This is a genomic window from Nitrosomonas ureae, from assembly GCF_001455205.1.
Lineage (GTDB): Bacteria > Pseudomonadota > Gammaproteobacteria > Burkholderiales > Nitrosomonadaceae > Nitrosomonas > Nitrosomonas ureae.
The window spans coordinates 1,256,770-1,270,133 of sequence record NZ_CP013341.1 but is presented as its reverse complement, the minus strand read 5'-3'; the positions used below and the strand labels follow the sequence as shown (position 1 = coordinate 1,270,133).

Genomic DNA, 13,364 nt, shown 5'->3' with positions numbered 1-13,364 from the left:
TTCATGCGGAGTTCATTGACGATTTTTCGTAAATCCAAAGGTTTCACGCTGATTGAATTGATGATCGTGGTAGCCATCATGGGAATTCTGGCGACAGCAGCGATGCCGTTACGGGAACTCATGATCAAACGGGAAAAGGAGCAAGAGTTACGTGTTGCCTTGCGGCAGATACGCACGGCAATTGATGCATACAAACTAGCTACCGACGAAGGGCGCATCGCCAAAAAAGTTGATGAATCGGGCTATCCTCCCAGACTTGAAGAGCTTTATATGGGTGTGCCGGATATCAAAGATCCCAAAAAGAAGATTATCTATTTTTTGCGCCGCTTACCCCGAGACCCTATGTTTACAGAACTGGAAATTGACGGTATACAATTGACTCCGGCAGAAGAAACCTGGGGAAAGCGTAGCTATGAGAGTCCATGGGATAGTCCCAAAGAAGGTGATGATGTTTTTGATGTTTTTTCACGCTCGGAAGCCATCGGGATGAATGGCATTCCCTATCGGCAATGGTGATCGATCGTATGCCGGAAAATCTGAAATGGCGGGGATTTACCTTGATCGAGTTGTTAGTGGTCATGGCTATCGTTGCCACGTTATTGAGTCTTGTAGCTCCCCGTTATTTCAGCTCACTCGACAAAGCCAAAGAAGCCGTATTGCGACAAGATCTCGTCATTATGCGGAGTGCAATCGATCAATTTTATTCCGATACCGGAAAATATCCGATTGATCTGGAGGAGCTGGTAGACAAGCACTATTTACGCAAGGTTCCAATAGATCCATTTACCGAGAGCAACCAAACCTGGATTGTCATGCCCCCCAAGAATGAAACGGAATCAGGCGTTTATGATGTTCATAGTGGCTATACCGGCCAGGCGGAGGACGGCACATACTATGAAGAATGGTAAGCGGTTCTCACGCAGTCAATTTTTTTGGAAATCAGAATGTCCCGGTTAGAAAATGGTTTCGTCTATCTCTGGGCATTATTTTCGGTCGCCCTGTCCGGCGTTATCATGGCAGGAGCAGCGCAGGTATGGCAAGCCAAATCCCAGCGCGATAAGGAAACTGAACTGCTGTTTATTGGGGAACAATTCCGCAAAGCCATCATGTCATACCATAATACCGGGACCAAGCAATACCCGGAAAAATTGGAAGACTTACTGCAGGATAGTCGCGCTATCAACGTTCAACGTCATATACGCAAAATCTATCTGGACCCGATCACCAACTCTGAGGACTGGGGTCTGATTGAAGAAACTCCGGCCAATACCCAGGCAGGTGCCGCAACATCGCAAAGCAACGCCGCGTCGAACCAAAGACCGGGGACAAATCCCAGCTCAACCACGAATCCCGGCGCAGCGTCAGGAATGGGTGCAACTTCGAGTTCGAGTGCAACCTCGAATAATCCGAATACCGCTGCAAATCCGGGAACAGCAGCGGGTTCCGGTTTAGCCCCCAATGCTAATCCGACGACAGGAACTACCGGTCAAACTTCCGGCAATAATCCGGCACCAACTACCAGCTCTGGGATGAGCTCTAACATTGGAAAAAGAATTATCGGGGTATATAGTCTTTCGGAAAGGAAACCCATAAAAAAAGATAAATTTCCCGAGGTTTACGCCAAGTTCTCTGAAGCTAAAACCTATCAAGATTGGAAATTCATCTACAAACCCGGAGAAGGCACCGGCGCAAAAGGAGCGGCATCTCCGCAGAATCAACCCAGTGCCCCTGGGGCAGCACCAGCAAAAGGCTCACCTCTTTCACCGCAATCCTCTCAGGGCTCATCGTCATCGGCTTCGCCTTTCGCCTCACCATCTTCTCCAGCACCCGCTAAAGGCGCTTCACCTTTTGGATCGCAATAGATCAACGATGATACAAGCGCTCACTCATAGAAATTCTTACTGATTCAAGTTTTTCCCTTTTTAGGGATATCGCAAGATATATTCCCGTATCATTCAGTACCCGCCTTGCGGTAAGCCGTTACCTGAATTTCAATTTTCATGCGGGGATCGGATAAGCCGGCCGCCAGCATCATCGCCGAAGGCCTCACATCTCCGAGATACTTGCGCATAACCGGCCAGCATTTCTCAAAATCTTCCGCTTTGGGGAACACATACGTAACGCGCACCACATCTTTCATGCTCGCCCCTGCTTGTTGCAATGCCGATTCGATATTCTTAAAGCATTGCTCCGCCTGCTCCAGGAGATCATCGGAAATAGTCATTTTGCTGTAATCGAAACCGGTTGTACCGGATACCAAAACCCAATCACCTTCGACTACCGCGCGGGAATAACCGATTTCTTTTTCAAAAGTGGAACCTGAGCTGATAAGTTTACGTGCCATAGTGTGTCCTTTTTATCTGATTGAGAAAATTTTGCGCAGGATGCCTCTATAATGGCGCAATGCGTTATTGTAAAACGAGTTTTGAACCAGTGCTTTCAAATCTGAGTATTGACCCATGACGATGACATTTTATTGGCATGACTACGAAACATTTGGTGCTGATCCCAGGCGCGATCGTCCGGCGCAATTTGCCGGGATACGCACCGATGAAGCGCTAAATGAAATTGGCGAACCGCTGATGATCTATTGCAAGCCGGCGCGGGATTTCCTGCCGCATCCGGAAGCCTGTCTGCTCACCGGCATTACGCCGCAACTGGCCGATGCGCAAGGACTGCCGGAACCAGAATTCATCGCACGTATCCACGCTGAATTGGCGCAACCGGGCACTTGCGGCGTTGGTTACAATTCACTGCGGTTTGACGATGAAGTGACGCGCTTCACCCTGTATCGCAATTTCTACGATCCCTATGCGCGCGAATGGCAACACCGTAATTCACGCTGGGATATCATTGACCTGGTACGCATGACATATGCGCTACGCCCGGCCGGTATCACCTGGCCGCAACATGAAGACGGGCAACCCAGTTTCAAACTGGAAGATCTGGTCGCCGCCAATGGCATTTGGCATGAATCCGCGCATGATGCCTTGTCCGATGTGCGTGTCACGATTGCCCTGGCGCGCCTGTTGCGCATGCAACAACCACGCCTTTTTGATTGGTTATTGCAACTGCGCGATAAACACAAGGCTGCGGCTCAACTTGATTTAATCACACATAACCCGGTATTGCATACCACGCGCATGTACCCGGCTAAAACCGGTTGCACATCGCTCGTCATGCCATTGATCGTTGAACCGGGAAACAATAACAGTGTGTTGGTGTACGACTTGCGCCATGACCCCGAAATGTTCCTGCCGCTGAATGCGGACGATCTGGCCCGATTGCTGTTTACCCGGAACGATGATTTGCCCGAAGGCATGCAGCGGCTGCCGGTCAAATCGATAAAAATCAACAAATGCCCGGCACTGGCACCACGCAACACCTTGGATGATGAAGCTGCTGAACGCATCGCGCTCGATCTGGCTCTATGTCACCGACATTGGCAGACATTATGCGCAATGCCTGATTTTTTCCAGCGTGTCGCTATGGCCTATACCAGCCGCACATTCGAATCTACCGGTGACGTCGATGTAGCCTTGTACGATGGTTTTCTGAACAATGCGGATGCAGCATCACTAGAGCAAATACGAGCGGCATCCCCGAAGCAACTGAGAGAAATGCAATTTAATTTTCATGACAAGCGGTTGCCCGAGTTACTGTTCCGCTACCGTGCCCGTAACTGGCCGGAAACATTAAAACCCGCAGAAGCGGAACGGTGGGAATTGATGCGGCTACAGCGCCTGACGCAAGCAGATGGCGGTGGCAGCATTACTTTTGATGAATTTTCGACACTGATTGCTTTGTTGCGCGAAGCAAGAAATACCGACAAACAGGCTGAGCAAATACTCGATGCAGTAGAAGATTGGGGCAATGATTTGCTGCGACCTTCATGAAAACCATCACCCGGCCCGTTCTTGCTGAACCCGAATTATTCTTTACTGCTCTTGAAAATAAGATATCAAGGACATCCCAAGGCATTCTCCCAATTTTATTAATTACCTCTGGGATTCACTCAAGCAGTTGATACACAGTAACAAATATCTTCCTCCTAACCATTCCAACCAGGAATGTTGAAATCAATCTTTGCTAGGGTCTGTTGACATTTCACATAGGTAGCCACAGATATCCACATGCCATGGCTACCATACTCTCAAAATTTCTCTTCAGTTTGTCGTATCGTGTCGCTACTGCCCGATACTGCTTTAGCCGGGCAAAAGCATTTTCCACCAAATGTCGGTATCCATACAAACCCCAATCCATATCTGCGTTGCCCTTCAACGAGTTGCGCTTTCTCGGTATCACAGCTCGAGCCCCTTTCTTCGTTATCTGTCCTCGTATACATTCGCTGTCATAGCCTTTGTCCGCAACAATCGCTTTCGCGTCAGGCAGTTTGGCAATCAAATCAGGTGCTATAGAACAGTCATTGACTTCTCCACCGGTGATTTCAAAATCGGCTGGTAAACCATAACTATCAACCGCCAGGTGAATCTTTGTGGTATTGCCTGCGCGGCTTTTCCCGATCGCCTGTGGTTCCTTGTCCGCTGCGCCTGCACTATGCTGGTGCGCTTTAACATAGCTGCCATCAATAAATTCCCATTCACAATCCGGATCAATAGACAACGCCTTGAAAATCCTTAACCATTTGCTGCTTAATGACCACGCATTGAATCTTTTGTAGATGGAATTCCAGCTTCCAAATGCCTCAGGCAAGTCTCGCCACGGGCAGCCAACCCGCATTCGATACAGCATACCTTCTACTGTCATGCGCAGATTGCGCTTGTTATATATCGCTTCTTGAAGCAGAATCTTCTCCAGCTTCGACCAGAACTCATCACTGAGCATCAATCGGGGCATCGCAAACTCGTTTTGTTGGTGCTATGGGAACCCCAATATTACGAGTTTGTTTCTATCTATTAAATACTTATCTCAAAACGTCAACAGACCCTAGCTCTTTCTCTCAATTTTTTATCTGCATTGTCCGTTAACCAACGAACGAACTCATGACTGATTGCATTGACAGGCAATTGAAGCACGTTCTTAAGAAAATCTGTACAGGGCAAAACAATCAGTTCTTGCAGAGCATTCCGTTACACTTCGCATCGTCACTCAGAGGACACCTAATGAATATTGTTGAGCTACTTGCTTTTGTGGTTAAAAACAACGCTTCCGATTTGCATTTATCTGCGGGCATGTCACCGATGATTCGGGTGCACGGTGACATCCGTCGCATCAATTTGCCGGAAATGAGCCATAAAGATGTCCACGCGATGATATATGACATTATGAATGATGGTCAGCGCAAATTTTATGAAGAGCATCTGGAATGCGATTTTTCCTTCGCGATACCGAATCTTGCCCGTTTTCGCGTGAATGCATTCAATACACAACGCGGCGCAGCGGCGGTCATGCGGACGATTCCATCCAAGGTGCTGAGTCTGGAAGATTTACGCGCACCCAAGATTTTCGCTGAAATTGCCAAGCAACCGCGCGGCGTTGTATTAGTGACAGGTCCCACCGGTTCAGGAAAATCGACTACGCTGGCAGCAATGATCAATGACATCAATGAAAATGAGTATGGCCATATATTGACACTTGAAGATCCGATTGAATTTGTGCACGAGAGCAAAAAATGCCTGATCAATCAGCGCGAAGTGGGACGGGATACATTAAGCTTCTCCAATGCATTGCGTTCCGCATTACGTGAAGATCCCGACATTATCCTGGTGGGTGAGTTGCGTGATCTTGAAACCATCCGCTTGGCGATGACCGCCGCCGAAACCGGTCACTTGGTATTTGGTACATTGCATACCAGCTCGGCTGCCAAAACCATCGACCGTGTCATCGACGTGTTTCCGGCGGAAGAAAAAGAAATGATTCGCGCGATGCTATCGGAATCCTTGCGCGCGGTAATTTCGCAGGCACTGCTAAAAACAAAGGATGGCAAAGGGCGCGTCGCCGCGCATGAAATTATGATTGGTACCCCGGCGATCAGAAATCTAATCCGTGAGGGTAAGGTTGCGCAGATGTACTCGGCGATACAAACAGGTCAGAACTCAGGCATGCAAACACTGGATCAAAACCTGACCGAGCTGGTAAAACGCAATGTCGTATCCGTCGCCGAGGCTAGAACTCAAGCAATGAATAAGGACAATTTCAGAGTTTAATCGGATCAAGCGAGTAGATTGAAAATTTCAGGAGTAATCAGTGAATAAAGAACAAGCTGCAAAATTTATGTCGGATTTACTGCGCTTAATGCTGAGCAAGAAAGCCTCGGATTTGTTTATTACAGCCGGTTTCCCGCCTGCATTCAAAATCGATGGAAAAATGACGCCGGTCTCTCAGCAATCCCTGACTGCACAGCACACCGAAATGTTAGCCAAAGCGATCATGAATGAAAAACAAGTCGGCGAATTTAAAACCTCGCAGGAATGCAATTTTGCAATTAACCCAGCGGGAATCGGGCGTTTCCGTGTTAATGCGTTTGTCCAGCAACAACGCGTGGGTATGGTATTACGTACGATCACCACCAAAATCCCCGAGTTTGATGATTTGGCCCTGCCACAAGTGCTCAAGGAAGTTGTGATGAGCAAGCGCGGCCTGGTGATTTTTGTCGGCGGAACAGGTTCCGGAAAATCAACATCAATGGCAGCATTGATCGGGCATCGCAACAAGAACAGCTATGGCCATATCATCACCATTGAAGATCCGGTTGAATATGTTCACGAGCACATTAACTGTGTCATCACCCAACGCGAAGTGGGTGTCGACACCGAATCATGGGAAGCGGCGCTGAAAAACACACTGCGGCAAGCGCCCGATGTCATATTGATTGGCGAAATCCGTGATCGTGAAACCATGGAACACGCCATTGCATTTGCCGAAACCGGCCACCTTTGCATGGGAACATTGCATGCCAACAGCGCAAACCAGGCGCTCGATCGTATCATTAATTTTTTCCCGGAAGAACGCAGGGCACAGTTATTGATGGATTTATCGCTGAATCTGCGCTCATTGGTGGCACAACGGTTGATCCCGGCTAAAGACAGTAAAGGAAGAGTCGCGGCTATCGAAGTCCTGCTCAATTCACCGTTGATTTCGGATTTGATTTTTAAGGGCAACGTGCATGAAATCAAAACCATCATGAAAAGCTCGCGCGAAATGGGCATGCAAACCTTTGATATGGCATTGTTTAACCTCTATGAAGCCGGAAAGATCAGTTATGAAGATGCGCTGCGCAATGCCGACTCGATGAATGAATTGCGCCTGCAAATCAAACTCGAAGGCGCCGAAGCTAAAACTCATGATCTTAATTCAGGGATTGCACATCTGGCAATTACGTAGGAACATATCATGAAATTCGTGGTATGAGTCTGTTCCGATAGTCTAATTCTTCTTTAGTGACCTAACTCCACTGGGCGCTATGTGTATGTGCGCAAATGCAAACACGACCTCATTATGCCTTTGAGTCCCAGGAGAATGTACACACAGACCATCAGAACGGCACCCATTCCGTTTCCTGCATTGGCGTGTTGTCCACAGTGATGTGGCATTTGACAAACTTTGGAGAATAGGGGTCGATGTCGTCTGTCAATTCTAGTTCAGACCAGGGCATCGACAGCTGAATTGAGACCAACGTCGGAGTTTGATTGACGACTGTACTGCTCCCCAAGGCGACGATTCCATACTGATCGCGGTATCTGCCGTTGCGATCGCGCAGGTACCTCCCCCTCTCGTCCGCAAACAAACACAATATCCCACCTCTCTGGCCATCCATAAAACCAAAGTCGGCCCGACCCACAATCTCGATTGTTGCTCGGTTGCTCGCGTCGATCCCCCGAGCGATAGCGAAGGTATGAAGGAAGGCCGAGGGCGACGGATTGGCCGCTGATGATGATCCAGGATTCGAGAAATCGAATCCAATCGAGACATTCGGCGGACCCCAGGGGATCTCGTTTCCATTGAAATCTTCAACCCTCAAGGGACCGCCACTTGGTGTGGCGATCGGACGATTTCGCGTGCGCAAATCACTGTTGGATTCAATGCCGCGCGCGACCTGCTCGAACAGATTCCGAGCCTCTCGGTCAATGACATCCGGTGCGCAGGTTGCCACATCGCCACCGGTAGCGTAGATGCAGCCGGCCTGAGCTAGGCGTAATTTAAGTTTGCCCGTTTGCACAGTCACAGGCCCTATCTTTATCATGGCTGAGTCTTCACCGAAGCGAATCTGGTTCGAGCCAGAACTGATCGAAATGTACGGCTTAATCTCCACCGGCCGTGTGCCGGCTATGGTGGGCAGCGCCTCGTTGCGGATCCACTTGAAGATATCAGCGTGAGCCGAGATAGGTAATAGGGTTGCTAACCCTAATGCCACGACACAGCGATGGAACTTGAGGATTACTGGATGCATGCAACTCTCCTGGTTAGCTTGGCAGGTTTGATGGATCGAACGAACGCTTAAGCGCCGCATCGTATTCACTTTCTTTACGATCAGGTACGATCTCAGGCAATAGCTTTCCATGTAGGATAATGGCGACTTCCTCGCCTGTCTGTACCTGTTTGAGATATTTCGGTAAATATTGTTGCAATTCTGTTACGTTGATTGATGTCATCACAAACCTCATTAATGCACATTATTTCTGTGCAGTATAAAATTTTGCTGCAAGCTTGCCACACCCATTTCTAATTGCATAAAGTGAAACCAAGTCCAAAATCGAGAATTCTGGCTCTTCCAAACAATAACCCCAAATAGAGAATCATAGTGAATGCAAATCTGAGCCGTCGCGTGCTGAACCAAATGCAACTTGTCCACAACGAGGGGCTAAGCCTGGAATCGAGAATATTGCGCATGGCTTAGGTACCATGCGATCACTTCGAGAATTTTCTTTCCGCCCAATCTCTCACACCCCCAAGCGCTGCAGGCAATTGTCCCGGCTGCGTGCCCCCCGCTTGGGCCATATCCGCTCTGCCGCCGCCTTTGCCACCGACCTGCTGCGCGACGAAATTGACCAGCTCGCCCGCTTTGATGCGATCCGTTAGATCCGCGCTAACACCCGCGATCAGCGTAACTTTTCCATCCGTAACGGTACTGAGTACAATGGCGCAGGTTTTGAGTTTGTCTTTCAGTTGATCCAACGTTTCGCGCAGGGTTTTAGCATCGGCATTTTCCAGATTGATGGCCAATACTTTGACACCATGGATGTCCTGCGCTTGTGCAGCCAGGTCGGCACCTTGTGAGCTGGCCAATTTGGTTTTAAGGCGCGCCAGTTCTCTTTCTGTTTGGCGCACGTTATCAATGATCTGCGCAATTTTTTGTGTGACTTCCTGTGGATTGGTTTTTAAAGTCTGCGCGATTTCGAGCAGTTGCGCTTCGCGTTGTTGCACATAATCGATGGCCGCTTTTCCGGTTACCGCTTCGACGCGGCGAATACCGGCGGCAACACCGGATTCGGCAACAATTTTAAACAAGCCGATTTGGCCGACTTGCGGGACGTGTGTGCCGCCGCATAATTCCGTAGAAAATTCGCCCATGCCGATGACGCGCACCACATCCGAATATTTCTCGCCGAACAATGCCATCGCCCCGCGCTTGATCGCATCGTCGTACTTCATCGTGGCCGCTTCGACGATACAATTGTTGCGGATCTGATCGTTGACCAGACGTTCGATTGCGCGGATATCATCCGCTGTCAGTGGCACATTATGAGAAAAATCAAAGCGCGTCCGATTGGCGTCAACCAGTGAGCCTTTTTGCGTCACATGCGTACCCAATACCTCGCGTAGCGCGGCATGCAACAAATGGGTAGCGGAGTGATTATTGGCGATGCTGATGCGGTTCTGCGCATTGACCCGCGCTTGCACGGTATTCTTGATCATCAGGCGTCCGCTGTGCAACCTTCCCTTATGGCCAAACACGCCAGCCTGGATTTTCTGCGTATCGGTGACTTCGAAGATGCCATTGGCGGCAAGCAATTCACCGCAATCGCCGACCTGACCGCCCGATTCGGCGTAAAAAGGCGTTTGATCCAATACCACCACGGCTTCATCCCCAGCCTCGATGGAATCCACTGCACTACCTTGCTTGTAGAGGGCCAATATTTGACCTTCATGCTGCAGTGTCTCGTAACCATAGAACGTAGTCTGACTGCCCGAATATTCGATACCTTCTTGCAGGGTGAATTTGCTCGCGGCGCGCGCTTGTTCACGCTGACGCGCCATGGCTTGCTCGAATCCTGCGTAATCAACGGTAATACCGCGTTCTCGTGCGATATCGGCCGTCAGATCAATCGGAAAGCCGAAAGTATCGTAGAGGCGGAATGCAGTTTCACCATCCAATACCTGGATATTCTGGCTAAGCGCGATTTCCAGAATTTGCATGCCGTTTTCCAGGGTCTCAGCGAAACGCTCTTCTTCTTGCAGCAATACGGCGGCTACGCGTGCCTTGGCAGCGGTCAGTTCAGGATAAGCTTGCCCCATCACTTGATCCAAATTTTCCACCAATTGATGAAAGAAGGGTTGTTTCTGCCCCAGCTTGTAACCATGCCGGATGGCGCGGCGAATGATGCGGCGCAAGACATAACCGCGGCCTTCGCTGCCCGGAATGACGCCGTCGGTAATCAGAAACGAACACGCGCGGATATGATCGGCAATGACTTTGAGCGAGTTATCGTCAAGATTGCTGGTGTTGGTCACGCGCGCCGCTGCCTTGATCAGACTCTGGAACAGATCGATGTCGTAATTACTGTGCACATGCTGCATCACGGCAGAGATGCGCTCCAGCCCCATGCCGGTATCGACCGATGGCTTCGGCAACGGATGCAACACGCCGGCGCTGTCGCGGTTGTATTGCATGAATACCAGATTCCAGATTTCAATGTAGCGGTCACCGTCGGCATCGGCAGAACCCGGCGGGCCTCCTTGAACATCCGGGCCGTGGTCATAAAAAATTTCGGAGCAAGGGCCGCAAGGACCTGTATCGCCCATTTGCCAGAAATTATCCATCGTGGCAATCCGCACCACACGGGATGGTTCGACGCCGACTTCGTTCAGCCAGATACTGGCCGCTTCATCGTCCTCAGCGTAAACAGTAACCCATAATTTCTCGTGCGGAATGTTGAGGGTATGGGTTAGAAAATCCCAGGCAAACAGAATGGCGTCACGCTTGAAATAATCGCCAAAACTAAAGTTGCCGAGCATTTCGAAGAAAGTATGATGCCTTGCCGTATAACCGACATTCTCCAGGTCATTATGCTTGCCGCCGGCACGAACGCAGCGTTGCGAACTGGCGGCCCGCACATAAGGGCGCTTATCCTGACCAAGAAAAACATCCTTGAATTGCACCATACCCGCATTGGTAAACAAAAGCGTCGGATCATTGCCCGGCACCAAAGGGCTGGATGAAACAACGGTATGTCCTTGCGATTCAAAAAATTCGAGAAACTTCTGTCTTATTTCGCTGCTTTTCATATTTCCTGCTGCCGCTCATATCGTTTCAATTCAGTCACTGTCAAACCCACCGCTTCGCCTTTGACGATCGCCAAACTTTTGACTCTAACCCGGATAGTGATTTCCTCGTTCATTTTAGGTAAATCAAACTCGGTCAACACTGTAATTTCTCCGCTGCTGTCTTCCAGCACATACATTTTCAAATTGACAAAAGGCAAGCGCGTGGGATCCTTGGGTATGCCCTTTAATCTTACTTCCTTGCCGTCAAAGTCAACCGGTGCGGCATTGATTTCCTGAATCAGCGTGATCCCACCGGCATGAACTTGCAAACTCATTAGCAGCATCGCCCAGAAAAGAATTAACTTTCCCCAATTTCCCTTCATGTGCTGGCCTCACCCGCTTGTGCAAGAACTTGTCGTATGGTTTCCATGGAAAAACCCCTATTCATCATAAACCGCACCTGTTTGCCGCGTTCCTCCCTGGAAACTGGCGGATGATCGAATTTCCTGCTCCAGATATTGAGCGCAGCTTCCAATTCGGTTTCCTTGAGTGTCGGCAGAATATTGTCAATCAAATGGGCATCTATTCCTTTTGCCTTGAGTTCATGAACGATTCGATGACTTCCGAAGCGCGCTCGACGAGTACGCGCTATCTGTTCCACCGCGCGTTGCTCGGACAGATAACCCTGTTGTTCCAACGCATCCAACACTTCTGCAAGCACGTCCGCTCCACAGGATTCCCTATGCACAGCAAGCTTTTGCTCCAACTCCTGGCGTGAATGCTCACGTCGGGCAAGCATGCGCAGTGCGCGAATTTCCAAGGGAGTACGAGCGCTCACAAAATTTACTTCTCTTTCTCAATTTTCTCTTTCACGGGACTGGCCTGATTAGCAATGCCCACAATTGATCGAATTTTCTGTTCAATTTCTTCAGCGATATTCTTATGTTCTTTCAGATAATCACGCACATTATCTTTGCCCTGCCCTATTTTCTCCCCTTTATACGCGTACCAGGCTCCCGCTTTGTCGATCAGTTTATGCAATACCCCCAGTTCGATAATTTCGCTCTCGCGCGAAATGCCTTCGCCATAAAGAATATCAAAATCCGCTTGTTTGAAGGGAGGTGCAATTTTATTCTTGACCACTTTCACGCGGGTTTCATTGCCGATGGTTTCGTCACCTTTTTTGATCGATCCGGTGCGGCGGATATCCAGGCGTACCGAAGCGTAAAATTTTAGCGCATTCCCACCCGTGGTGGTTTCAGGGTTGCCGAACATAACACCGATTTTCATGCGAATCTGGTTGATAAAAATAACCATCGTATTGCTGCGCTTGATGTTGGCCGTTAATTTACGCAGCGCTTGCGACATTAGGCGTGCCTGCAACCCCATTTGCGGATCACCCATGTCACCTTCGATTTCCGCCCGCGGCGTAAGCGCGGCAACGGAGTCAATCACGATAATATCGACGGAACCGGAACGCACCAGCATATCGGCGATCTCCAGTGCCTGCTCACCATTATCCGGTTGGGAAATCAACAATTCCTTCACATTGACGCCAATTTTTTGTGCGTATTGAGGATCCAACGCGTGCTCCGCATCAATAAAAGCCGCTGTACCGCCCAGCTTTTGCATTTCAGCGATAACCTGCAGCGTCAATGTCGTTTTTCCCGAAGATTCAGGCCCATAAATTTCGACAATCCGTCCGCGAGGCAGCCCCCCTACGCCTAGTGCAATATCAAGCCCCAGCGATCCGGTTGATACGACCTGTATATCATATGCGACATCGTTAGCGCCCAACCGCATGATAGAACCCTTACCAAACTGTTTCTCGATTTGGGCCAGGGCAACGTCAAGCGCTTTACTTCTATTTTCGTCCATGATTTATCCTGTTAAGAGTCAATTGGATTATTATCGCATAA

Annotated in this window: 14 protein-coding genes; 6 read left to right on the top strand and 8 right to left on the bottom strand. The window is 49.4% G+C overall.

All coding sequences use genetic code 11. The annotated features are described in order from the left end of the window. The first annotated feature begins 3 nt into the window (after positions 1-3). Genes ATY38_RS05865 through ATY38_RS05855 form a run of 3 tightly spaced genes read left to right on the top strand, consistent with a single transcriptional unit; the run spans position 4 to position 1,862 of the window. Positions 4-516 carry a type IV pilin protein gene (locus tag ATY38_RS05865; protein WP_097105080.1) on the top strand — a complete coding sequence of 171 codons (513 nt, stop codon included), beginning with the start codon at positions 4-6 and terminating at the stop codon, positions 514-516. An 8-nt stretch (positions 517-524) separates the two neighbouring features. Then, positions 525-908, top strand: a complete 384-nt coding sequence (locus ATY38_RS05860; RefSeq protein WP_062560116.1) for a type II secretion system protein — start codon at positions 525-527, stop codon at positions 906-908. 36 nt (positions 909-944) lie between these two features. After that, positions 945-1,862, top strand: coding sequence for a hypothetical protein (locus ATY38_RS05855; RefSeq protein WP_062558486.1), 918 nt, complete (start codon positions 945-947; stop codon positions 1,860-1,862). A gap of 89 nt (positions 1,863-1,951) precedes the next feature. On the opposite strand, the gene ATY38_RS05850 is transcribed toward ATY38_RS05855, so the two are convergent. Then, positions 1,952-2,344: a RidA family protein gene (locus ATY38_RS05850; protein WP_062558485.1), complete on the bottom strand. Its 393-nt coding sequence runs from the start codon at positions 2,342-2,344 to the stop codon at positions 1,952-1,954. Between the two features lie 115 nt (positions 2,345-2,459). On the opposite strand from ATY38_RS05850, the gene sbcB reads away from it, so the two are divergent. Further along, on the top strand, positions 2,460-3,896 hold the full coding sequence (gene sbcB / locus ATY38_RS05845; protein WP_062558484.1) for an exodeoxyribonuclease I: 1,437 nt from the start codon (positions 2,460-2,462) through the stop codon (positions 3,894-3,896). Between the two features lie 211 nt (positions 3,897-4,107). On the opposite strand, the gene ATY38_RS05840 is transcribed toward sbcB, so the two are convergent. Next, positions 4,108-4,857: an IS5 family transposase gene (locus tag ATY38_RS05840; protein WP_082632977.1), complete on the bottom strand. Its 750-nt coding sequence runs from the start codon at positions 4,855-4,857 to the stop codon at positions 4,108-4,110. Between the two features lie 266 nt (positions 4,858-5,123). Between ATY38_RS05840 and ATY38_RS05835 the strand changes: the two genes are divergently transcribed. Then, the gene (locus ATY38_RS05835; RefSeq protein ID WP_062558483.1) at positions 5,124-6,167 is read left to right on the top strand and encodes a type IV pilus twitching motility protein PilT; all 1,044 of its coding nucleotides are present in this window, start codon (positions 5,124-5,126) and stop codon (positions 6,165-6,167) included. Positions 6,168-6,207: 40 nt separating this feature from the next. Further along, the gene (locus ATY38_RS05830; protein ID WP_062558482.1) at positions 6,208-7,344 is read left to right on the top strand and encodes a PilT/PilU family type 4a pilus ATPase; all 1,137 of its coding nucleotides are present in this window, start codon (positions 6,208-6,210) and stop codon (positions 7,342-7,344) included. 151 nt (positions 7,345-7,495) lie between these two features. Here the strand turns inward: ATY38_RS05830 and ATY38_RS05825 are convergent, their stop codons facing one another. The 6 genes from ATY38_RS05825 to recA form a co-directional block, all read right to left on the bottom strand. Continuing rightward, positions 7,496-8,410 (bottom strand): hypothetical protein, encoded by a 915-nt coding sequence (locus ATY38_RS05825; RefSeq protein ID WP_062558481.1) that lies wholly within the window; start codon positions 8,408-8,410, stop codon positions 7,496-7,498. 13 nt (positions 8,411-8,423) lie between these two features. Next, a complete protein-coding gene (locus tag ATY38_RS05820; protein WP_062558480.1) occupies positions 8,424-8,612 on the bottom strand; it encodes a type II toxin-antitoxin system Phd/YefM family antitoxin in 189 nt (62 codons plus the stop codon). 256 nt (positions 8,613-8,868) lie between these two features. Then, the gene (alaS, locus tag ATY38_RS05815) at positions 8,869-11,466 is read right to left on the bottom strand and encodes an alanine--tRNA ligase (protein ID WP_062558479.1); all 2,598 of its coding nucleotides are present in this window, start codon (positions 11,464-11,466) and stop codon (positions 8,869-8,871) included. Further along, positions 11,463-11,780, bottom strand: coding sequence for a hypothetical protein (locus tag ATY38_RS05810; protein WP_235590400.1), 318 nt, complete (start codon positions 11,778-11,780; stop codon positions 11,463-11,465). The genes alaS and ATY38_RS05810 overlap by 4 nt, the downstream gene beginning before the upstream one ends. Before the next feature lie 44 nt (positions 11,781-11,824). Beyond that, entirely contained in the window at positions 11,825-12,283 is a 459-nt protein-coding gene (gene recX, locus ATY38_RS05805) for a recombination regulator RecX (protein ID WP_074701413.1), read from the bottom strand. Positions 12,284-12,288: 5 nt separating this feature from the next. Continuing rightward, complete coding sequence (recA, locus tag ATY38_RS05800) at positions 12,289-13,323, bottom strand: recombinase RecA (RefSeq protein WP_062558477.1); 1,035 nt, start codon at positions 13,321-13,323, stop codon at positions 12,289-12,291. Positions 13,324-13,364: the final 41 nt, after the last annotated feature.

What these genes read in the sequence shown, in the direction of transcription:
- ATY38_RS05860 (WP_062560116.1), top strand. Translation starts at nt 525, where the DNA reads ATGCCGGAAAATCTGAAATGGCGGGGATTTACCTTGATCGAGTTGTTA.
- ATY38_RS05820 (WP_062558480.1), bottom strand. Translation starts at nt 8,612, where the DNA reads ATGACATCAATCAACGTAACAGAATTGCAACAATATTTACCGAAATAT.
- alaS (WP_062558479.1), bottom strand. Translation starts at nt 11,466, where the DNA reads ATGAAAAGCAGCGAAATAAGACAGAAGTTTCTCGAATTTTTTGAATCG.
- sbcB (WP_062558484.1), top strand. Translation starts at nt 2,460, where the DNA reads ATGACGATGACATTTTATTGGCATGACTACGAAACATTTGGTGCTGAT.
- ATY38_RS05850 (WP_062558485.1), bottom strand. Translation starts at nt 2,344, where the DNA reads ATGGCACGTAAACTTATCAGCTCAGGTTCCACTTTTGAAAAAGAAATC.
- ATY38_RS05865 (WP_097105080.1), top strand. Translation starts at nt 4, where the DNA reads ATGCGGAGTTCATTGACGATTTTTCGTAAATCCAAAGGTTTCACGCTG.
- ATY38_RS05825 (WP_062558481.1), bottom strand. Translation starts at nt 8,410, where the DNA reads ATGCATCCAGTAATCCTCAAGTTCCATCGCTGTGTCGTGGCATTAGGG.
- ATY38_RS05840 (WP_082632977.1), bottom strand. Translation starts at nt 4,857, where the DNA reads ATGCCCCGATTGATGCTCAGTGATGAGTTCTGGTCGAAGCTGGAGAAG.
- ATY38_RS05835 (WP_062558483.1), top strand. Translation starts at nt 5,124, where the DNA reads ATGAATATTGTTGAGCTACTTGCTTTTGTGGTTAAAAACAACGCTTCC.
- ATY38_RS05855 (WP_062558486.1), top strand. Translation starts at nt 945, where the DNA reads ATGTCCCGGTTAGAAAATGGTTTCGTCTATCTCTGGGCATTATTTTCG.
- ATY38_RS05810 (WP_235590400.1), bottom strand. Translation starts at nt 11,780, where the DNA reads ATGAGTTTGCAAGTTCATGCCGGTGGGATCACGCTGATTCAGGAAATC.
- recA (WP_062558477.1), bottom strand. Translation starts at nt 13,323, where the DNA reads ATGGACGAAAATAGAAGTAAAGCGCTTGACGTTGCCCTGGCCCAAATC.